General features: G+C 57.3%; 16 protein-coding genes and 1 tRNA gene. 4 read left to right on the plus strand and 13 right to left on the minus strand.

The window, feature by feature from the left end; translation table 11 throughout:
* The first annotated feature begins 11 nt into the window (after positions 1–11).
* Complete coding sequence (locus tag EKN06_RS05795) at positions 12–824, plus strand: enoyl-CoA hydratase/isomerase family protein (protein WP_127611854.1); 813 nt, start codon at positions 12–14, stop codon at positions 822–824.
* 51 nt (positions 825–875) lie between these two features.
* On the opposite strand, the gene EKN06_RS05800 is transcribed toward EKN06_RS05795, so the two are convergent.
* Genes EKN06_RS05800 through EKN06_RS05810 form a run of 3 tightly spaced genes read right to left on the minus strand, consistent with a single transcriptional unit; the run spans position 876 to position 4,608 of the window.
* Positions 876–2,003 carry an acyl-CoA dehydrogenase family protein gene (locus EKN06_RS05800; RefSeq protein ID WP_127611855.1) on the minus strand — a complete coding sequence of 376 codons (1,128 nt, stop codon included), beginning with the start codon at positions 2,001–2,003 and terminating at the stop codon, positions 876–878.
* A 10-nt stretch (positions 2,004–2,013) separates the two neighbouring features.
* Positions 2,014–3,195 carry an acyl-CoA dehydrogenase family protein gene (locus EKN06_RS05805; protein WP_127611856.1) on the minus strand — a complete coding sequence of 394 codons (1,182 nt, stop codon included), beginning with the start codon at positions 3,193–3,195 and terminating at the stop codon, positions 2,014–2,016.
* 15 nt (positions 3,196–3,210) lie between these two features.
* Positions 3,211–4,608 (minus strand): MmgE/PrpD family protein, encoded by a 1,398-nt coding sequence (locus EKN06_RS05810; RefSeq protein WP_127611857.1) that lies wholly within the window; start codon positions 4,606–4,608, stop codon positions 3,211–3,213.
* A gap of 195 nt (positions 4,609–4,803) precedes the next feature.
* Between EKN06_RS05810 and EKN06_RS05815 the strand changes: the two genes are divergently transcribed.
* Positions 4,804–5,574: an enoyl-CoA hydratase/isomerase family protein gene (locus tag EKN06_RS05815; RefSeq protein ID WP_127611858.1), complete on the plus strand. Its 771-nt coding sequence runs from the start codon at positions 4,804–4,806 to the stop codon at positions 5,572–5,574.
* A gap of 3 nt (positions 5,575–5,577) precedes the next feature.
* Here EKN06_RS05815 and EKN06_RS05820 read toward each other — a convergent pair whose 3' ends face one another.
* Positions 5,578–7,260, minus strand: a complete 1,683-nt coding sequence (locus EKN06_RS05820; protein ID WP_127611859.1) for an N-acyl-D-amino-acid deacylase family protein — start codon at positions 7,258–7,260, stop codon at positions 5,578–5,580.
* A 110-nt stretch (positions 7,261–7,370) separates the two neighbouring features.
* Here EKN06_RS05820 and EKN06_RS05825 point away from each other — a divergent pair, with 110 nt between their 5' ends.
* A complete protein-coding gene (locus EKN06_RS05825; RefSeq protein WP_127611860.1) occupies positions 7,371–8,279 on the plus strand; it encodes a LysR substrate-binding domain-containing protein in 909 nt (302 codons plus the stop codon).
* Here the strand turns inward: EKN06_RS05825 and EKN06_RS05830 are convergent.
* A complete protein-coding gene (locus tag EKN06_RS05830) occupies positions 8,276–9,724 on the minus strand; it encodes an aldehyde dehydrogenase (RefSeq protein ID WP_127611861.1) in 1,449 nt (482 codons plus the stop codon). The genes EKN06_RS05825 and EKN06_RS05830 overlap by 4 nt on opposite strands.
* Entirely contained in the window at positions 9,721–11,328 is a 1,608-nt protein-coding gene (locus tag EKN06_RS05835; protein ID WP_127611862.1) for a GMC family oxidoreductase, read from the minus strand. The genes EKN06_RS05830 and EKN06_RS05835 overlap by 4 nt, the downstream gene beginning before the upstream one ends.
* Before the next feature lie 388 nt (positions 11,329–11,716).
* Between EKN06_RS05835 and EKN06_RS05840 the strand changes: the two genes are divergently transcribed.
* Complete coding sequence (locus tag EKN06_RS05840; RefSeq protein ID WP_205693811.1) at positions 11,717–12,511, plus strand: SDR family NAD(P)-dependent oxidoreductase; 795 nt, start codon at positions 11,717–11,719, stop codon at positions 12,509–12,511.
* Here the strand turns inward: EKN06_RS05840 and EKN06_RS05845 are convergent.
* From EKN06_RS05845 to EKN06_RS05865, 7 genes are all read right to left on the minus strand, one after another.
* Positions 12,505–13,116: an isochorismatase family protein gene (locus EKN06_RS05845; RefSeq protein WP_127611864.1), complete on the minus strand. Its 612-nt coding sequence runs from the start codon at positions 13,114–13,116 to the stop codon at positions 12,505–12,507. The genes EKN06_RS05840 and EKN06_RS05845 overlap by 7 nt on opposite strands.
* Before the next feature lie 72 nt (positions 13,117–13,188).
* Positions 13,189–14,667: an FAD-dependent oxidoreductase gene (locus EKN06_RS05850; protein ID WP_127611865.1), complete on the minus strand. Its 1,479-nt coding sequence runs from the start codon at positions 14,665–14,667 to the stop codon at positions 13,189–13,191.
* 270 nt (positions 14,668–14,937) lie between these two features.
* A complete protein-coding gene (locus tag EKN06_RS05855; protein WP_127611866.1) occupies positions 14,938–17,271 on the minus strand; it encodes a TonB-dependent receptor in 2,334 nt (777 codons plus the stop codon).
* Positions 17,272–18,547: 1,276 nt separating this feature from the next.
* Positions 18,548–19,204, minus strand: a complete 657-nt coding sequence (locus tag EKN06_RS15785; protein WP_205693812.1) for a hypothetical protein — start codon at positions 19,202–19,204, stop codon at positions 18,548–18,550.
* Positions 19,201–19,440: a hypothetical protein gene (locus tag EKN06_RS15790; RefSeq protein WP_205693813.1), complete on the minus strand. Its 240-nt coding sequence runs from the start codon at positions 19,438–19,440 to the stop codon at positions 19,201–19,203. The genes EKN06_RS15785 and EKN06_RS15790 overlap by 4 nt, the downstream gene beginning before the upstream one ends.
* Positions 19,413–20,078, minus strand: coding sequence for a DEAD/DEAH box helicase family protein (locus EKN06_RS15795; protein ID WP_205693814.1), 666 nt, complete (start codon positions 20,076–20,078; stop codon positions 19,413–19,415). Before EKN06_RS15795 ends, EKN06_RS15790 begins: the two co-directional genes overlap by 28 nt.
* A 583-nt stretch (positions 20,079–20,661) precedes the next feature.
* A tRNA-Lys gene (locus EKN06_RS05865) sits at positions 20,662–20,737 on the minus strand.
* Positions 20,738–20,774 lie beyond the last annotated feature (37 nt).

The raw sequence follows: 20,774 nt of genomic DNA on the forward strand, positions 1-20,774 counted from the left end.
CGGAGACCGTTATGAAGGTGGATTACAGCAAATATAGCTTCCTCAAGATCGAGAAGGGCAGCGACGGGGTTGCCACTGTGACTATGAGCGACCCCGACACGCTGAATTCGATCGGCCCTGAAAACCACAAGGAGCTGGAATACGTCTGGATCGACCTAGCCCAGGACGAGGACATCAAGGCCATCGTACTGACAGGATCGGGGCGGGCTTTCTCCGCTGGCGGCGACGTCAAGAAAATGGCAGCGCGTGCCGGTACGGAATTCGGGTTGCAATATGCGCTTCGGGTTCCCCAGAATACGCTTCGCATTTTCGAGCACCTCCTGCTCACACCACAGCCTGTTATCGCGGCCGTCAATGGCGACGCGATCGGCCTCGGCATGACGCTCGCTCTGTTCGCGGACATCAGCGTTGTCGCGGACGACGCACGTTTGGGCGACACCCACGTCAAGGTCGGCCTTGTCGCAGGTGATGGCGGCGCCGTTGCGTGGCCGTTGCTGGTCGGTCCGCAACGAGCAAAGGAATTCCTAATGCGCGGCAAGCTGCTGCGCGGGGCAGAAGCCGCTGCGATGAACCTCGTGAACTATGCCGTGCCCAAGAACGAAGTGTTAAACGAGGCGGTTTCGATCGCCAGAGAGATCGCGGCCAACCCCATTTGGGCGGTTCGCTGGTCGAAAGCCGCGGTCAATAAGCAATTGAAGGCGCAGTTGAACCAGATCCTCGAGCTGTCTATCGCGTATGAATCGATGACAATGATGACCCACGATTACAAAGAAGCCGCGACGGCTTTTGCCGAAAAGCGGAAGCCCGTCTTCAAGGGCTACTGATCTAGGAGCGGCTGTCCGGGCGCATTACCAGCGCCCGGACAGCGGCCCCCATCAGGCCGTGTAAAGACCGCCTGCTTCGACAATCGCGTCGATATGCCAGTCGGCATTTCCGAACATGGCATCGATCGCGGTCAATCGCTTGAATGAATGGCCGACCTTATATTCTTCGGTGATTCCGATAGCCCCATGCAGTTGAATCGCACGTTGTCCGATCAGGCGGCCTGACCGGCCGATCTGGGCCTTTGCCGCCGAGACATTGCGCTCCCGAACCGGCGGCTCTGAATCAATCGAAAGCGCGGCCAGGATCGCCATGCTGCGCGACAATTCCAGTTCAATCAACATGTCTGCCGCCTGGTGCTGCAGGGCCTGAAAGCTGCCAATCGGCACGCCAAACTGAGTCCGAGTCAGAAGATATTCGCATGTCGTATCGAATACGTCGCCCATGATACCAACAGCCTCCGCGCACAACGCGGCGTTCGCCTCTGCTATGACATGCGCGAGGACTTTCTCACCCATCCCCGGCTCGCAGAGAACGAATTCCGTCTGAACCGACACGCCTTCGAGCGTCACTTCGGCCAAGGGGACCCCATCGTAGCCCTTCTGCGGTGACACCGAGATGCCTTCGGCCTCGGCAGGAACCAAGAAAAGCGCGCTCCCGGTATCGGTCGTCGCAGATACGACCAATTCATCGGCGGTCGCACCATGGAGGACGGCAATCTTGGAACCGGTAAGCGTCCAGCAAGCGCCGCTGCGTTTAGCTCTGGTCTGCGGCTCGAGACTGTGTCGCGGCCCACCCTTCTCGTTGTGAGCGAGGGCCATCAGATGTTCTCCGGCAATGATCCGCTCGACCGTTTCGGCCATCCGGCCTGAAGCTCCGGAATGACGGATGGTGCCGCCAGCAAGGATGACGGTGGACAAGTAAGGTTCTACGACAAGCCCACGCCCGAAGGCCTCCATAACGAGCATCGTTTCGACACCGCCGCTTCCGAACCCTCCATGCTCCTCCGCGAATGGAAGCGCCAACAGCCCCATTTCCGCAAAACCTTGCCATGTCTGGCGACTCCAGCCTTCGGACCTGCGCAGGAAATCAAGCCGCCGCTCGAATCTGTATTCCTTGGCGATCAAACGATCGACGCTATCCTTCAGGAGGCGTTGCTCTTCACTGAGTTCGAAATCCATTGTTCCTCCGTCAAAGACCCAGCATGGTCTTGGCGATGATGTTCTTCTGGATCTCGTTCGAGCCCCCGAATATTGAAACCTTGCGCATCGTGAAATAAAATTGCGCGGCGGGGTTCTGCCACCCGCCCGATCCATCCGTATGATCGTCAACGGCAAGCGCCAGACCTTCCGGGCCCGCCAGTTCAAGGACCAGTTCGGTCATCCGCTGCTGCAGCTCGGTACCCTTGATCTTGAGGATCGACGCAGCGGCCCCAGCATTGGCACCATGCGCGTCGGCGGAAACGACCCGCAGCTGCGTCAGCTCAAGAGCACGCAACTGCACCTCGACCTCGGCCAGCTTGCGTTTGAGACCGACAGTTTCGCGTTCGTCGAGCTGCCCGGACGCACTCAATTCATGTTCAAGGCTGCGCAGCTGTTTCAAACGTTCCTTCGACAATCCGATACGGGCGATGCCGCTGCGTTCGTTCCCCAACAGGTGCTTGGCGTAGGTCCAGCCCTTGCCTTCCTCTCCGATCAGGTTTGCGGTCGGCACGCGCACATCATCGAAAAAGACCTCGTTTGCATCATGTCCGCCATCGATCGTCTCGATCGGCCGGACGGTTATGCCATGTGTCGTCATGTCAATCAGGAGGAAGCTGATGCCTTCCTGCTTGCGGCCACTGCTATCGGTCCGGACCAGGGCAAACATCCAATCGGCATTCTGGGCCTGTGTCGTCCAGATCTTCTGGCCGTTTATCAGGTAGTGATTACCGTCCCGCACTGCGGAGGTCTTGAGCGAGGCAAGGTCCGATCCGGCACCGGGTTCCGAAAAGCCCTGGCACCACCAGATATCCAGGTTTGCAGTCGAGCGTAGGAACTTGGCTTTCTGTTCGTCCGTTCCGAACTTCGCGAGAATTGGACCGATCATGTTGACATTGAAAGGTTGCGTTTCTGGCGCGTGTGCCAGCGCCATCTCTTCCTGGAAGATGTATCGCTGCGACGGGGACCATGACTGGCCGCCACAATCGACGGGCCAGGACGGCGTAGCCCAACCGCGCGCGTTGAGGATCCGCTGCCAATGGACCGTCTCGTCCTTGGTGAGGTGAAGGCGCTTTATCATTTTTGCACACAGGTAATCGGGCAGGGAGGAGGCCAGGAAGGTGCGAACCTCCTCGCGGAAGGCGACATCCTCTACGGAAAAGTTTAGATCCATCTAACAGGTATCCGATCAGCCGGGTTGGCCGGAAAGCCGGAGCTTCGCCATGAGCGAACGCACCGATCGTAGATTCTCTAGTCCGGCAATGTCGGACGCGACAGAACAGGCCGTCTCAGCTTCAAGTATCCCCGAAGTACAGTTCATGAACTTTGCAATTGTCTCTTCGCGCGACAAGGGGTCTTCCGGATCCCCATGCGCCGAGACACATTCGCGTCGAAACCGTGTGCCATCGACGGTCGTGACCGTCAGGAGATCCTTTTCGCCAAGTTGATCGTAACCCCAGGCGTTATGAACCCGGCAAGATACCTTCCTGCGCTGCGCCAGTATCTCGCAGTCCTCCAGTTTCTCCGCAACGAAAGTCAGGAAGTCCATCGGCTCACCAGCCAGAACCGCACCCAACACGTGAGGAAGGCTGAAGCGGGCTTCCTCGACATCCGAAGGCTCGTCATACTTCACGATGGCAGGGAAGGCCCCGTTCACATCCACGGTCACGGCCGCGATATCCGCCCCGACCAGCGAATTGCGCTCCATGATATTCTTGAGCTCATCGATTATCCGCTGCAGCAAATAGCAGCAGGGATATTTCTTCTGGCCGACCGACAGGATGCGAAGTTGATCGCCTTCGCCGAGATCGAACGAGATTTCGGGCTGCCCAGCCAATGCATCGAAATAACCGGCCTTTCCCCCAAAGATGTCCGGATTCCCGCCAAGCCCGTTTCGCGCCAGTTGCGCAGCGACGATCCCATCGCGCGCCGCGAAGCCCGCCTCCACAACATGCGCCGAGGAACCGGTTTGCCGAACCAGCCCGCCACCCATTGACGCGGCCATCGTCACAGCATCGCGAATCCCTTTTTCACCGAGTCCCATCAGTTTGGCCGCACCTGCTGCCACCCCGATCGTCCCGAGATTGGCACAAGAGAGGAAGCCCCGGGCGGCAGCCCCGTGGTTCGAGCAAATCATTCCTGGTCGAGCCGCCACTTCAAAGCCGATGACGATCGCCTCAAGAACTTGCGCACCCGTTGAATCGACCGCCTCGCCCAATGCCAACATAGCCGGGATCAGAAAACAGGTGTATTGCGCCTCTGGCCAAGCGACGTCTTCGAATTCGGTGCAGTGCGACGCGACGCAATTGAGCATGGCGGCCACTTCCACATTGGTCGCGAAATCCTGACCGACGGGCATGACCTGAGCGGCACCTCCGGCATCTTGGGCATATGCTGCCAGCGCGCGAGTAACTTCCATTCGCGCGCCAAGAACGGTTGAACCGACCGAACTGATACAGAGATCCTTGGTTGCCTCGATGACGGAAGGCGCCATTTTCGACAAGTCCATCCGCGCAACGTACTTTGAGATCTGGTCGGCCAGCCTCGGATCTGGCTCTTTGATCATTTCAGCACTTTCGACGCCCATCTATACAATCCCTGAAAAACACTAGTCCAGAAAGATTCAGGGGCCAAGCACACTCGGTCGCGAGGGTCTGGTCAACATCGTCCGCTGGAACAGACCGGTTTTTCGCAAGGACGAATTCGTCCGAGGTGACCGCGCAATCGGCTTTGACGCATCACCGGGGGTGGTGCAGCAAACATCGGCAAACAGGAGAAATTCATGCCCATCGAAATTACCCATGACGGGCCAGTGGCGACGGTGACCATCAACCGTCCGGAAAAGAAAAACGCGATCACGCTGGAAATGCGGGAAATGTTTGCCAAGGCGTTTGAGGGCCTTGCCGAACATAATACGACGCGTGCGGTAATTCTGACCGGTTCGGGCGGCAGTTTTTGTGCCGGGATGGATGTTGGGGAAATGGGCGCTCATGATATTACGTTCTCGCTGACCAAGATACGCCGGCTTCACCGAATTGTCCGCTCCATCATGAACCTCAGGAAGCCGGTCATCGCCGCGGTCGACGGTCACTGCGTCGGCGCGGGCTGGAGTTTCGCACTGGCGTGCGATTTGATCTTGGCCTCCGACACGGCCAAGTTCGCCCAGATTTTCGGCAACATCGGATTGGTTCCCGATGCAGGTGCAGTGTGGTTATTGAACCAGCAAATCGGCACGATGCGCGCCAAGGAACTCGTTTATTCCGGCCGCCTGCTGGGTGCCGAAGAAGCCGTCTCACTGGGCTTAGCACTTGAGACCGTGCCATCAGGGGATCTGCTTGACCGCGCCCGCGTACTGGCACAATCGCTGGCTTCCCGACCGCCGCTGGCGATCGGTATGGCCAAACGCCAGTTCACACTAGCCCAAACGACCGGGTTCGACAGCTTCCTCGAGGCCGAAACCGCAATGCAGCCGCTGATGTCGCAAACCGCAGATCATAAGGAGGGCGTGTCCGCCTTTCGCGAAGGACGCCCTCCAGATTTCACCGGCACCTGAAAGTCAGGCAGCGAATTTCCGCAACACCTCGCCCGGCATTTCTTCCGGCACGAGCGGTCCGCTTTCGTCCGCCATCCGCTTGCCATTGACCCAGACCCCGCGAACGCCCTTGGCGTCAGTCCTTAGGCGGGTCGCGCCACCAGGCAGGTCGAATAATCGTACCTTCGGCCCTATCCCAACATTGCTCGGATCAAATAGCAGCAGATCCGCCGCCTTTCCGACAGCCAGCGTCCCGCGATCGCGCATGCCGAACAGGTTGGCCTGCTGTCCGGTAAGTCGGCGCACGGCCTCCGGCAGCTCCAACACAGCCAGATCACGAACCCAATGGCCGAGCAGATGAAGGCCAAATCCCGCCTCGCAAAGGAAGCTGAGGTGTGCGCCAGCATCGCCAAGGGAAATTTGGTTGTCGGGATCACGCAGAATTCGGCTTACCGAGGGCACATCGAAATTCGAGAACTCCGTCGCATATGTCGTCTTGAGGTCTTCGGACAGAGCCAGGTCCACAAAATAGTCGAAAGGATGCTTGCCTGCCTTGCGGGCTAATTCCCCGACCGAAAGGTCTTCGAGATCGCGGTTCGCTTCCGTACCCGCCTCGGCTACGGTTAGGGTATCCCAGTTGCCGCGGAAGATCCGCATGCCCGGGTTCTGTTCAATGTCCTGCTTCATAGATTGGCGCCATTCCGGGTCGCGAAGGACAGCGATATAGGCACCGCGCCCATCTGCCTGAATAGCAGGCTTCCAGCAATCGTAAGCCTCGAATGGATAGGGGTTTTCCAAGCTGAAATCCATGGCCATCGGCATGGGCGAACACTGCCCGTACAGCCGATGCCCCCGCTCGCGCGCATTGCGCAACGCGCCGAGGTCTTCGAATACCTTGTTCGGTGCGGCCGGATGATGGCGCATTGCCGAAACCAGCACGGAGCGGCCAGAGCGTTCCGCAAGCTGCTCGATCCAATCGATGCTCGTCCCCGAACCCTTGACCACCATCATAGTGCCCTTGCCGGCATCGTGAATCGTGTCGGCGATCGCATTAAATTCCCGATCGTCCGCAACGCGCGAGGGCATTGGCACGCCTCCCCAACCGATGTGCTGTTCATGTGTTGAGCTGGAAAAACCGACTGCCCCAACCTTCATAGCTTCGGCCACGAGCTCTCGCATCCAGGCGATCTCCGCGTCAGATGCTTCACGATTCGTCGCATCTTCGCCCATGACGAAGGTACGAAGTGCAGAGTGGCCAATGTAGACGGCGACGTTTGGCCCAACCCCACGTTCTTCAAGCGCGGTGAGATATTCGGGAAAGGTCTCGAAATTCCACTGAATGCCCTCCTCCAGTGCCTCGATGGACATTCCTTCGACGCGGGTAAGATGACGCATCATGATCTCGCGGTCGGCCGGCTTGCAAGGTGCGATCGTAAAGCCGCAATTGCCCATCACGACGGTAGTTACGCCCAATGCAGGCGACGGATCGCAAAGCGGATCCCACGTAACCTGGGCATCGTAATGAGTATGCGAATCAATGATGCCCGGCATCAGTGCCAGCCCGCTTGCATCGATCATTTCGACCGCTAACCCCAAGTCTGTACCAATGGCGGTAATCTTTCCGTCCGCCACCGCAATATCGGCCATGTACGGCAAACCGCCGAGACCGTCGTAGATCGTAGCTTGCTTGATAACCAGATCGTGCATTCCTCACCCCTTCTCCGTGTCGGCGATAAATCCGATATCGATATTTTTCAGCATAGAGATGGACCGAATTTGTGATATCGTCTAATTCAATAAAATTACAGTTGTGATATATGTTTCATATCAGTTATAAATCTTTGCGCTACTTTGTCGCAACTGCCGAAGAGCTTCACTTCCGGCGTGCTGCAGAGCGTTTGGGCATAACCCAACCACCGCTGAGCATTCGGATCCGACAGCTGGAGGACGACATTGGCTCGCCATTGTTCGAACGTGATCGGCGCAATGTCCGCCTGACCAAGGTAGGCGCGGTTCTTCTCGAGGAGGCCAGACCTCTCCTCGCCCAGACAGAGCTCCTGAGCAAAAGTGTCGAGCGCGCCGCAATGGGAGAAGTGGGCGAAATCCGCATTGGCGTAACCCAGTCTGTTGCCCTGATGGGAAAGGTCCCGCGTGTTCTTCGGCAGTTTCGTCGAGAATATCCTGATGTTCGTCTGACGTTGGTCGAAATGCTGTCAAATGCGCAACTTGTAGCGCTCAGGGAGGACAGGATCGACGTCGGCTTCGTCAGGATCCCGGGGACGCTGGCAACGACGCAGACCGACTTTCAGGCAATTCCGGTCGAGACCGATGAGCTCGCTCTCTACCTTCCCTCAGATCATGCTCTCGCCAAGACCTTGGCTCCGGTGGACATGGAAGAGCTGGCCAACGAAACCTTCGTGTTTTACGAGCGCGAGGTCGCCACGGGATTGCACGAGCCGCTCCTCGCACTTTGCAAGCGCCATGGCTTCGAACCGCGGATCGAGCAGCAGGCGAGGGAACCGACTACCATCATCGGCCTGGTTTCCTCAGGCTTCGGAATCACCATCCTGCCGCGATCGTTCACCAGGATCGGACAGGAAGGCGTGGTAGTCAGAGCAATATCGGATCCGGGCCCACCGATTAAAACCTGGCTCACTTCGCTTAGCGACAATCGATCCGCCTTGATCAGGCGGTTTTGCGGCCATTTCGAAAATTTGATGACCTAGGATAGATAGATGACTTGCTGCTCCTGGAACGCGCGCAATCCCTCGATCCCGCCTTCCCTGCCAATGCCGGACCGCTTGAAGCCTCCATACGGAAGCTTCCGGTCAACTATGACGCCGTTCTTTGCAACATTGCCTGAACGTAACTGCGCCGCCAAGCGTATCACGGCATCGTCGTCATGCGTGAAGACACTCGCATAAAGGCCATAATCACTGTCATTTGCCGTCGCGACGGCATCGTCAATGTCGTCGCAGGCAAGCACTGAAATCACCGGACCGAAAATTTCCTCGCGCGCAATTCGCATCGAATTCTCGACGTGCGAAAACAAGGTTGGCGCGATGAAGAACCCACGATCGAGATGCGCCGGTCGCTTGCCACCGGTAACAAGACAAGCCCCTTCCGACTTGCCGATTTCGACATATTCCAAAACCCGATCACGCTGGCGTTCAATAGATATCGGGCCCATCTCCGTCGCCTCGTCAAAAGGATCGCCGACGACCACCTTCTCCATGGCAGCAGCCAAGGCCTCCACCAGGGCATCGTGTCGGTGCCGCGGCACGATCACCCTCGTTAGCGCCGAACAGGCCTGTCCGGACAACATCAGGGAGTTAGGCATCAACCTGCGGGCAGCCTCCTCCACGTCCATATCGTCCAGCAGGATCGCGGCCGATTTGCCGCCAAGTTCCAACCCGATCCGGGCGATTCTTCCCGCACAGACTTCTGCAATTCTCTGTCCGACACCGGTGCTGCCAGTAAACGTCACCTTGTCGACCCTTGGATCTGAGACCAGCGCTTCGCCGGCATCGTTACCTCCGGTCAGCACGCTGACTACGCCCTCTGGAAAATCGGCTGCCTCCAGACACTCCGCAAGGATCATTGCGTCAATCGGCGTGCTGGGCGCCGACTTGAGCACGACAGTGCATCCGGCGGCAAGGGCAGGTGCCAACTTGAGCACGCTGAGATTGAGTGGAGCATTCCATGGAACAATCGCGGCGACTACACCGACCGGTCGCAGCGCGGACCAAGCCCGCCCATTAAGGCGTTCGCGCACATCCATTTCAGGCAGCGCCTCGATCAAGTCCGCGTAATACTCAAAGAGTGCTGGAGGCCCTGCCAAGGCAGCCAATGCCGCCTTATACGGAGCCCCCATCTCGCGTGTGATCGCCCGCGCAACAGTCGCTTGGCGTTCCCTCAGTTTTGCAGCGACCAATCGCAGTTTGCCCGCTCGTTCGCCGACGTGCATCTGCGGCCACGAACCGCTCGTAAAAGCCCGATGTGCGGCATCGACGGCCAGCGCCACGTCCTCTGGCCCCGCCTGCGCCACACGCATCACCAGATCTTCACGCGCCGGGTCTATGACTTCGAGTTCGGAATTCGTCGAAGCTCTGACCCATTGTCCCGCGAGGAACAACCGGTCGGGATGAGCAAGTCCGAATTCGTCCCTCACCGCAAGTCCTCCAAGATCATATCGGATGCCTTCTCCGCAATCATCACCACAGGAGCCATTGTATTGCCCGATATAATCTTGGGCATGACCGAAGCATCGACGATCCGAAGCCCGTTCAGGCCTCGCACTTGTAGACGCGGGGAAACAACCGCGGATACGTCGGATCCTATCCGACAGGTTCCACAAAAATGGTGCCCGGCACTGGCGTTGGCCCGGATGTATTCCATCCACTCCTGGTCGTCAGCAGGAATCCCCGGGACGAAGTCTCCGGCAACCCATGGCCGCATCGCATCCGAAGCAACGATCTGCTGCAAGCGCCGCAAACCGCCGATTAACACCCGGCTGTCTTCGTCGTCATTCAAATAGGCTGGATCAATCGAGAGCGGGTCGTCCTGATTTGGCCCCGTCAATCGCAGTGCTCCACTGCTTTTCGGACGAAGCTGATAACCGGATGTCATGAAACCCGAATGTCGTTCCAAGGCACGCCCACTATCGTCGGTACTGAACAGCAGAAGATATCCTTGGAAGTCAGGTCGTCCATGGGATCCGTCACTGCGGAAGAACGCCGCGCCGTAGCCCGCAGCAACCATCAAGGGCCCTTCACCCTTGGCGATATAGCGAAGGCCGGACTTGAGTTTTCCGAATGCCGATCGGAGGGAATCGTTGATCGTAACAGGTTGGGCACATCTATAGCGTACCCTGACGTTCAGGTGGTCCTGTAATCCCACCCCCACTCCCGGACTGTCGAGCAGGACGTCGATCCCGATATTCTGGAGGTGCGTTGCCGGCCCAATGCCTGATAACATTAGCAGTTGCGGTGTCGCCAAGGCACCACCGGATAGGACGACACTATTCCTTGCGAGAATCCGCCCCGATACGCCGGATCTCCGTGCCTCGACACCAACGGCCCTGCCCCCCTCAAACAGAATCTTCTCGACGGTAGCGTCCGTAAGGACTCGCAAGTTCCTCCGATTCTTCGCCCGTTTCAAATAAGCCGCCGCAGTACTGCATCGGACTCGGCCACGCACCGCCATCTGATAATATCCGATGCCCGTTTGCGATGGTCCGTTGAAGTCGGACTGGAACGGAATGCCGATCTCGTTTCCGCCAGCGATGAAGGCGTCGCCCAATGGAGATGCAATGGCGGGATCGCGAACTGAAATGGGACCGCCCACGCCATGAAAGGAATCCGAGCCTCGAGCCTGGTCCTCGCTCTTCCGGAAATAGGGCAGGGTGTCCGCAAAGCTCCATCCGTCGGCACCCGCCTTCGCCCAGTCGTCGTAATCTTCGGCCTGCCCTCTTACATAAAGCAATCCGTTCGTAGAACTCGATCCGCCGAGCACCTTACCGCGCGGAACTGCGACTTGGCGTTGATCCAGCATTGGCTGGGGAACGGTGGAATAGCCCCAATCGAGATCGGGGTGGCCAAGCAGCTTGCCGTATCCGATAGGAATATGGATCCAGGGATTGGTGTCGCGCGAGCCAGCCTCGATGAGTATGACCGTGCATTCACCACTCTCGGTCAACCTATCCGCCAGGACACACCCGGCGGTTCCCCCGCCGACGATGACGATGTCCGCACTGGCAAGAGCATCACTCGACATAACTCTCCTAATCGCTCTGCTATCGCTGCGGGTCCCTGCAACCATCGGATTGCGAAGTACACAGTGCAGCAGTCCAGCCTTGTCGACATCTTGAGTATCCAATTGCGCGCAACGCTCGAGTCAAAAGGGTCGCCCCCAGAATGAGAATTCTCGTAAGGGTCTCTAAATGAGGGGCCTTGGACGTTCAAACAAACTCAAGGCGTATTTGCGCAAAAATCGCATAGGCGAAGAGCGGGAAGTTTTCCTGCAACACTGTCGACACCTGTACTCACGGCGTTGGAAACGATAATCGCAAAGTAAGATGACAAAATTGGGGTCAGGGTCAGCAAGCACTTCTCCATTGGCCGCAAATCGGCCTCCTCCAATAAACGAAATAGGAATCCAAGTGATGTTAATGAAAGGGAAAACGGCATTCGTGACAGGTACGGCGAGCGGCATCGGAAGGGAAACAGCCATTGTGTGCGCCCGCGAAGGCGCAGCCCGAATTGCCTGTGCTGATATCCACGAAGAGAGTAACCAAACAACCGCCGAAAAGCTTCGGGCCGAAGGTGCCGAAGTCATGTCCCTACAGGTCGACCTTGGCGATGTGGAGCAGATCCAAGCCGCATTCGAAAAAGTCTCGAAGGATTGGGGTTCGCTCGATGCGTCTTGTCACATCGGAGGTTATTCTTGGCGTGGCGAAACGCTGGATGTCACGGAAGATCAATGGGACAAGGTGATGAATGTGAACCTACGCGGCACGTTCTTCTGCTGCCAGGAAGCGCTCAAGATCATGTACTCCCAAGGGCGTGGGTCCATCGTTAACATGTCCGCAGATGCGGCCTTCTACCCAATCTACGGATTTGCTCTGCAAGCAGCAAGTAAGGGCGGAATCGTCAACATGACCAAGACATTGGCGCTAGAAGCCGCCCCACGCGGCGTAAGGGTAAATTGCGTCTCTCCGGGTATCGTTAGAACGCAAAAGGCAGGTGCGATTCGCCCCCCGGAGCCGCCGCTTCGCCGCGAGAACGCGCCGCCGCCCTCTGCTGCGCAACAGCTTGCCGATCAAACCGCCATTGGGCGGTACATGACGATGGATGAAATCGCCGAAACCTTTGTTTTCCTTTGTTCAGACCGGGCCTCTGGCATCAATGGCGACCTGATCTCGGTCAATGGTGGCGGATATCGCTCTTTGGATTACTGATCGGCAACTCGATCGGAGCCAGAGGCGAGTTGCTCCAAGATTTCGCGTGTTGAGCGGACACGCGAAATTCTGCGCAGCGTCATGCTCAACGACGCTTCGTGCTCGTCCTCAGAGAAGGCCGATATCGCGTCGTCTACTATGATCTGCTGGTATCCACGTTCGTGCGCCTGGCGCGCAGTCGATTCGACGCCAAAATTGGTCGCAATCCCGCACAGGATAATCGTATCTATCCCGCGCCGCCGCAGATGAAGGTCCAAGCTGGTTCCGAAAAAAGCGCCCCAATTGTACTTGGTGATAGACAAATCACCTTTCATGGGCCCGAGAACTTCAGGGACCCGATGCGATCCGGGCGGAACGGCAAGAGATGGCATCTCCCGATCCGGGGAATGAGCCAACCTGACGCCACCGCCAGCGGTTATGATCACCACGAGAATTCCCGCTGCCCTGCAGGCATTCGCCAAGGCGATGGAATTGGCGAGAACGCTTGTTCCCTTATGGGGAGCCAAATTGGCGGCGACTGAGAATTCCTGGACATCGATGATCACAAGCGCAGCGCCCGAGGCATCAGCCAGCAAATTCTTGTCACCATCAGTGCGATCATTCATGCTCTCAATTCCCGTTTCGCATACGATCCGACGGCATCTTCAATAGGAACGGCTACCCGTAAAAACAGGCCATCAGATCTCAAGCGCGCATTCGGCCGCCAGTGCGCCGAATGCAAATGCCTCTCCCAGATTTGCGCCCGGAGAAGGATACAACATGCCGATTGCTCCCCCAAGCTCCCCAGCTCCAAAAAGACCCGGAATCGGTTTACCGAACGGATCAAGAATCCTAGCCCTCGCATCGCGACGCGGACCGCCATTCGTCGTCGCACCTCCGGGATAAACCGGCATGCAATAGAAGGGCGGTTCGTCGATCGGGATCAATGAATCCGCCGGCCGACCGAAACGATCACTCCCGAACTTGCACGCCTGATTATAGTCCTCGATGGCGCGGGCGGCTGCAGCCGGATCCAGTACGCCAGCCGCGGCTGCAGCCGCCTCGATCGTGTCAGCTTCGGCAATCCAGCCCATGTCGATTTCGGCCCGGTTGTCCTTGCTCCATGCATAGTTTCCGAATGACCCCCCTGAAAGAGCCCGCGCCTCAACTCTGCGCTTGTCGAAGATCCAGTAGGCCGGGATGCGGGGATAATCGAGAAGATCCGCATCATAGTGAAGCAATTCGTAGTAGAAATTGGCCTTGGAAACAGCCTGCAGGTGCTCATTCGCGAACCGCTTTCCGTGTTTGTCGACGATCGCGTAGCCGGGCGGGTTCAACGAAATATTGAAGGTCAACTCGCGTCCGTCCGGATGAGCAAAGTGCCCAACAGCCCGACCAATCATCTGGTTCATGTGCCACAGGTCCGCGCCGACCGCCTGCGCCATCCGAATCCCATCACCGGTATTCGCTTCGGAACCATAAAAGTAAATCGGATAGGCCTTCAGGTAGTTGAGGATCATTTCCTGATTCTGCTCAAAGCCACCACACGCCAGAATAACGCCTTTCTTGGCGGCAAACGTAGTGCCCTTGTATTCACCGGCTGCCTTCACTCCCCGCACGACACCGTCGATTGTCATCAGTTCGCTTACCGGACAGTCGTAAATGACTTCGATCGAATCACTGGCATCGACAGCCTCGACCAAAAGGTCGTGCAGCAATTGGCCGTTTCCGAACGGCAGCGGAAACTTAAAGGTCAGTTCGCCGGGACGCGGTAGTTCGATCTCGACTTCATCGGGGTTGGTTCCCTTGGGAAGCGGGCCGAATACCTTGATCGACTCAAAGCCATCAAGCTTGGGATACCAGCCGCCGGCCATGTGAACGGATTCGATGCCAACGGAGCGCATCCAGTCCTTGACCGCGATCGCCTTTTCCGCCCACGCGCGACTGACTTCGGCGGGGATCATGCCTCCCGAGCATTCATCGAGATAGCGAGCCGCAGCATCGGCATCGTCAGCGCCCATGACTAGGCCGCCCGACATCCGTGTACTTGAGTAATGCGCATCCTCCGGCTGCTTTTCCAAGATTACCACGGAGGCGTCCAGGTTCGCGGCAGTCAGTGCGGCGGCTGCGCCTGCGGCTCCGTATCCGACGATTATGATGTCTTTTTCGTTTTTCATTCCATGGGGGTACGCATTGCCGGCGGAATCCTCAATTAGCGTCCTAGCCGCCTCCAGACTATTCGCGTTGCCGAAATTGATGGTTGCGATAAGTAGCGCTTGACATGCTTTTCTTGGCGTCAGGCGCGCTGATCGTAGGATTTGTGATGCATGGATTCACGTGTGCTGCTGTTCTCTGGTTACCTCAAGGAGAAGCGCAAGAAACCTCGCTACTGGAAGGTAGCGAGGTTTCTTGAAGTGCTAAGCCGAAATGGTTCGTGTCGACCAGTTTCAGAAGTCGTACCGCAGTTGCAGCCCGAACTGTCGCGGAGCTCCCGGCACGACCGCCGCGAACCCGAGGGAGGTGTAGACCGACGCCAAGGGTTGATACGCGATAGTGTCCGTCACGTTCTTGGCGAACAACGTCACATCGAACCCCGAACCTGCGACATTGTCGCCCTTCAGATAAAGATCTAATTGCGCATGGCTCGGGATGACCCCCCATGGAGCCACCGAATTGTCGGAGTCCAGATAACTGTCACGACCGGAATAGGCAGCGGTAAAGCTGATGTCCCCGATATCCGCATTCCGGACGAGATCGGCCGTACCCGCAATACGCCAGTTGTTTTTAGGCACGCGGGCAAATTTCTGGTTCGAAAGATCGTTACCCGTAAAGGGATCGATGAATTTGTCGAAACTGGCGTCAGTATAACCCCAGAAGCCGCTAAGCTGGAGTCGATCGACCGGCCGGAAAACCACTTCGGCCTCAATACCTTTGATCGTTGCCTCGGCAGCATTGATCACGACGGTGAAAGGATTGTTTGAAGTCGTGTCAACCGCTTGGCGCTGGACGTCAGTATACTTTGAATGGAAGATCGCTACGTTGGTTTGCAGAAATGCGCCGCCAAGGTGCCAGTCCCGCTTCAAACCCAGCTCGATATTACGGACGAACTCGGGCTTGAAGGGACGGCGCAGCCCCACCTCGGCGCTTGCACGCGCGGCGAAACCGCCAGACCGGAAGCCTCGGCGCAGACTCGCGTAAAGAAGGGTATCGGTATCGGGCTTGTAGTTGAGCGCCACATTATACGTGAAGGCGTCGAATTTGCCGCTGGCGTCGACCCGGCAGTTAGGCCCATCGCCAGGATTGATTTCGGGGGTGGTCGGATCGCCATCATCGTCAATCGTGAAACCGCAGCGGGTATTGATCCTGCGATTAAGGATCAGGGCCTCGCGCTTATCCCAAGTGTAGCGGCCTCCGAGGGTAAGTGACAGACCATCAAGCAGTTCATACGTTCCTTCGGCGAATATCGCGACACTGGTATTATCGAATTTTTGACGGTTATTAGTGGCACCATCCACGAACATCGTCGAAGCCTCGATACCTCCATTCTCGGTCCCGAGAATAATGCTCGATGCATTATTGTCACCGGTTTCATTAAAATAGTAAGAACCAGCAATCCAGTCCAGATCGCCACTCGATCCAAATAACTGAAATTCATTGCTAATCTGCTCTGAATCGTCAAATATCTCTGTATGCAGGAGTGGATGCTCGGTCCCATCGAGGTCGACGAGGATATGGCTATCCACTTTGCGCCAGCCAAAAATGTTCTTGAAGGTGATGCTGTCGTTTACATCGAAAGTGGTCGTATTCTGGATATCGATGGTCTTTACATCATTGAACTCCGGAACCCCGTTATTGATCCTTAGATCTCCGCGAGCTTCCTGTTCTGCGAGCAGCGTAGGGACCGGACGATAATTCCGCGACCCTGCAAGCACCGCGATCGAACCGTTCGGGTTCAGGAACCTCGCAAAGCCACCCGAGCCGCCGTCATCCTCGTTGAAGTAATTCACCATTGTCACGTTCTCGACCGCACCCGAGCGCAGGAGCAGCGAGCCGCGAAGTGAATAAGTCTTCGTGTCATTGACGTTGCGGTTCAATGTCTCGTCAAAGATATATCCATCGTCGGTCGCAAACGCGCCGCCCAGCCGCAACGCGGCCGAGTCTGATAACGGCACGTTGATGGTTGCATCGCCATTGATCGTCCCGAATTCAGCTAGTGTCACCCCGACACTGCCCTCAACGCCATCGGTGGTCGGAAGATTGGGCCGGATAATAACGGCCCCCCCGGTCGCGTTCTTCCCGAACAGTGTACCAACCGGGCCACGAATGACTTCAACCGCACGGACATCGAAAAGAGACTGGTTGAGCCCTTGAGTACGCGCGATCGCCACGTCACCGAGATATACACTGACCGAAGCATCCGACAGGCCGCCACGCTCCTGCTGCGATTGACCGCGGAGCGAAAACTGAGGGGCCGACTTCGCACCACCGGCCGTACCGGCGACGGTCATCATGTTGGGGGTCAATGTGCCGATATCACTGATAGTATCGACCTGATTGAGACGCAGCGCATCCTCGCCAACTGCCGTCACGGCAAGAGGCACGTCTTGCAGGGCCTGCTCACGCCGCGTTGCGACCACGGTAATAATGGCTTGGGTCTCGGCCGCAGATGGAGATGATCCCGCACCCGCCTCCTGCTCTTGCGCGCGAACAGGAACCGCCCACCCGATCAAGCTCGACGTCAATAGCAACACTTTGCCAAAGCGTTTCTTATTCATCTGCATTCACCTCTCATGACTTTTATTGGAGAGGACGATGCCCCTCGCCTTCAAAAAGATTTAACGCTCGATTTCGGCATCAATGCCTCCAGAACCACTCGACCGCACCACCGTTCAAGCAACATTTGGCCGAGCAACTTCATGCAGAGCCTCTGTAACATCCGAACTGGATGGCATTAACACCAACGGTAATGCCGATCTGTCGACATATTGGCGGGCATCAGTGAACGATCTGGTTTGGCCTCTCTCCCAAAAACTCGCGTCACCGGCTGATTACCACACATTTAGATCATGTTTATCACAACTCGCCTAAATGACCGCAATTTCGCCGACGCGAATTGTGTCGACACATTGAACGATTCCTCCCGCCGAGCCCCCCTGCCTTGAGGGAGCCATTTTACGCCACGGCTCTCGAGACACTTCCTCGTCGAATTCCAAAGCAACCTACTGCAATGTCATGCAAAAACCTCCGGACATCCGCTCTGGATTGTCATCGTGACCTGAAAATCTGAGGCGTGCCCGATTCTAAGCCGCAATGCCGGCAGGAACATTTGACTGCTTATCAATCGGTATGGCGAGGGATGGTTAGCAATATCGGCCCGCATCCACTGCCTCTAGAAAATCCCACCACCATTATGCGCCGAGGTCAGTTGCGAAGTGGCCAGGCAACCGTATCGCTCGACGAAGAGCGGGCGCGCCCTCTTCAATGGAACTCCAGGCAGACACTTGCTCCGTTGCCTTGCCCTGCTTGGTGCGGATCGACAGGCCAACGAAGAGAAACAGCAACACGCAGACAAAGAAAACTACTGGTCCCGACAGGGGCCCATCGCAGGGAATGCGTCCCTTCCATACTTGCGGCCAGATCGCTCAACGCTCTAGCTAGGGCGATCCAATACCAAAGCCGACAACAGTCCCTGTCAGGCTCAACATACTGGCTAGAGTTCCACGCATGTTCGATGGAGAAAGCGTAATACCAACGCGCATTGATCAGAACCCATGGGCCCATTCTCGTCATCAACCCGTCTTGCCGCCTGCCGGCCATCAAATTCAAAACCGGTCAAACGAACCAGGTGGCAAAACCATAACCAATTTGGCTGCCCGATAAGAAAGGTTTCAACCCGAACCAGATGGGCGCCTCCATCAACCTATCGACATTCGGCGGGTGATTTGATTCACTCGACCTGACGGGAGGTGGCGATGCGTCAGGCGGGATTGTTTGGACTGTCGGAACATCTTAAGCGGCTGTCGGCCTACGGCGATCCGCTGGAGGAACTGGGGCGGATCATCGACTTCGAGGCATTTCGCCCGGTCCTGGTCGCGGCGCTGGCTTACGGTGACGGTGCGAAGGGCTCGCCTCGCCGCTTTCAAGTTGGGCACTGTCGATCAGGAGGGTCGGCGCGCGGGCGATCCGGTTGCCGTGCTCGTCATAGTTGCGGAACAGTTCGAGGTGGCCGCGATGGACGTTGACGAGTTCGCCATCCGGGTTGGGCCGGTCCCAACCCGAGATATACTCGTAGATCAGCTTCGACGTGGACGTGTTGTTGCAGACGACAATGAACACGGGCGGCACGGGGATGCCAGCGCGCCGCCATTCCTCATTGACCAGCACATAGTGATTGTAGAGCGCGTCAAGCGCAGTCAGCAGCTTGGTCTGGAGTTCGAGCGGATTGAGGTCTTCGGACTTCTTTGCGCCCTTCTTCGGCATCTTCTTGCCGATATGTTTCCACAGGTCGCGATAGATCGGCATGTCATCAATCGGCAGATTATCGGCCACTGGCACGCGCGGCAGCTTCACGATGCCGCACTCGATAGCATCCATGAGCGAGAAGTCGCTGACCACCCACGGGAAGAGCGTGCCTTCAATGTAGCCTGACCCGGCAAGGAAGAACGGTGTCGCTGACAGGTCATAGACCGCGCGGACGCCAACTTTCTTCTTCAACGCCTTGATGCCGTTGATCCAGAGGCGTGCAGCTTCCTTGTTTTCCTTGGCCTCGGCCTTGGAACGGCGTCTTCGAGTTCTTCGATGCTGCCCTGCGGACGCTCCTCATAGCAGTGGTGTGCTTCGTCGTTGATGACGATGACATTCTTCATCGACATCAGTTCGCCGCAAGCGCGCTGAAGCATCTGGCCTTCGCTCTCGATGGTCGTCAGTGCTTCGCCGCGACCTTGGAGCAAGGCCTTTTGCCGACCTTGGAGACATCCATGGTCTCCCGGCGTTTGAAGGCGTGGTAGTTCGTGATCACCACCTTGGCCTTAGCGATCTCCGGCATCATGTCCGAAGGCACGATGTCCCGGTGGCGATAGTAGCTTTCGGGGTCATCCGGCAGCAGAACGCGAAGCCGATCCTTGATCGTTATGCCGGGAGCTACGATGAGGAAACCCCGGCTGAAGTGGCTGGTTGGCGAACGGACGGCATTCACCGTCTGCCACGCAATCAGCATGGCCATCACCGTGGTCTTGCCCGCACCTGTGGCCATCTTCATGGCGATGCGCGTCAGGTCAGGGCTCGACTGCCGGTGGGCACCCTCAATGTGCGCCCATAAATGGGCATAACGTCTTTGCGTGCGGGCGACCTCAGTCAGCCAGATGACAGTCTCGACCGCCTCAACCTGACAGAAAAACGGTCGCAACCCCTCAACCTCGGAACGCCGCCAGTGATGGAGCAGACGCGCGGTGGCCGGAGTGACTCCCCAATCGCGGTCGCTGGGCAGCGAGCGCCACGTGGCGACGTGCGAGCGTATCTCGTTGATGATCGGCTTCGGGTTGTATTCCTGATCGTCATCGGAGAGACCGCTAGGATCATTGAACACCATTGAGGCTTGCGCAGCCTTGCCCGACCGGCGCTTTGGCTTCGGGACTGGGGTGATGAAGTCGCATGGCCGCCGCCCTGCAAACGGAGGCTGTTCGAGCGGCTGCCCATCGTCATCCAGCGCATGATATCGCGTTGGCGGATCATAAGGCGAATTAAGAATGGGCTGATCGAAAAAATGTTGCGACACGCTGTTCCCCCGTAGCAGGCCCAATATTGATCATGCGGATGATGATCACAAGAAACCGAATGCCTGAATAAACAGCAAAAAGGTTCTCAAGAACTGTAGAACTGCGAGAGATTCTGCAACCTGCACTAGAAACGGCATAAATCCGGGCTCAAGCGTTCGCGACCATTTCACGACTTAACCCTTCGCGCCCGCGCTTGGCGATCCTAGGCAACAGCGAAAACCGAATGCATGGCTAGCAGTGCAGCGAATGCCACCAGTTAGGATTTACTCGGACGCGTTGGCCAAACCTAGCAGACCGTAAAGTCAGCGGTATGCACCGAATGCGCGCAGATTGTTAGCCAGAATGTTTGCCTACAATCAGGATCCGATGGAACTTGACGCGCAAGTCATTGATATATGGTGAGCCCTGCTGGGTTCGAACCAGCGACCTACTGATTAAAAGTCAGTTGCTCTACCGACTGAGCTAAGGGCCCGTAACGCGATCACGGCCGAAGCGATGATGCTCTACGC

Origin of the sequence: Croceicoccus ponticola, assembly GCF_004004515.1 — a bacterium.
Classification (GTDB): domain Bacteria; phylum Pseudomonadota; class Alphaproteobacteria; order Sphingomonadales; family Sphingomonadaceae; genus Croceicoccus; species Croceicoccus ponticola.

Coding starts and splice junctions, on each gene's coding strand:
- EKN06_RS05795 (WP_127611854.1), top strand. CDS start 12: ATGAAGGTGGATTACAGCAAATATAGCTTCCTCAAGATCGAGAAGGGC.
- EKN06_RS05800 (WP_127611855.1), bottom strand. CDS start 2,003: ATGGATTTCGAACTCAGTGAAGAGCAACGCCTCCTGAAGGATAGCGTC.
- EKN06_RS05805 (WP_127611856.1), bottom strand. CDS start 3,195: ATGGATCTAAACTTTTCCGTAGAGGATGTCGCCTTCCGCGAGGAGGTT.
- EKN06_RS05810 (WP_127611857.1), bottom strand. CDS start 4,608: ATGGGCGTCGAAAGTGCTGAAATGATCAAAGAGCCAGATCCGAGGCTG.
- EKN06_RS05815 (WP_127611858.1), top strand. CDS start 4,804: ATGCCCATCGAAATTACCCATGACGGGCCAGTGGCGACGGTGACCATC.
- EKN06_RS05820 (WP_127611859.1), bottom strand. CDS start 7,260: ATGCACGATCTGGTTATCAAGCAAGCTACGATCTACGACGGTCTCGGC.
- EKN06_RS05825 (WP_127611860.1), top strand. CDS start 7,371: ATGTTTCATATCAGTTATAAATCTTTGCGCTACTTTGTCGCAACTGCC.
- EKN06_RS05835 (WP_127611862.1), bottom strand. CDS start 11,328: ATGTCGAGTGATGCTCTTGCCAGTGCGGACATCGTCATCGTCGGCGGG.
- EKN06_RS05840 (WP_205693811.1), top strand. CDS start 11,717: ATGTTAATGAAAGGGAAAACGGCATTCGTGACAGGTACGGCGAGCGGC.
- EKN06_RS05845 (WP_127611864.1), bottom strand. CDS start 13,116: ATGAATGATCGCACTGATGGTGACAAGAATTTGCTGGCTGATGCCTCG.
- EKN06_RS05850 (WP_127611865.1), bottom strand. CDS start 14,667: ATGAAAAACGAAAAAGACATCATAATCGTCGGATACGGAGCCGCAGGC.
- EKN06_RS05855 (WP_127611866.1), bottom strand. CDS start 17,271: ATGCAGATGAATAAGAAACGCTTTGGCAAAGTGTTGCTATTGACGTCG.
- EKN06_RS15795 (WP_205693814.1), bottom strand. CDS start 20,078: ATGGTGTTCAATGATCCTAGCGGTCTCTCCGATGACGATCAGGAATAC.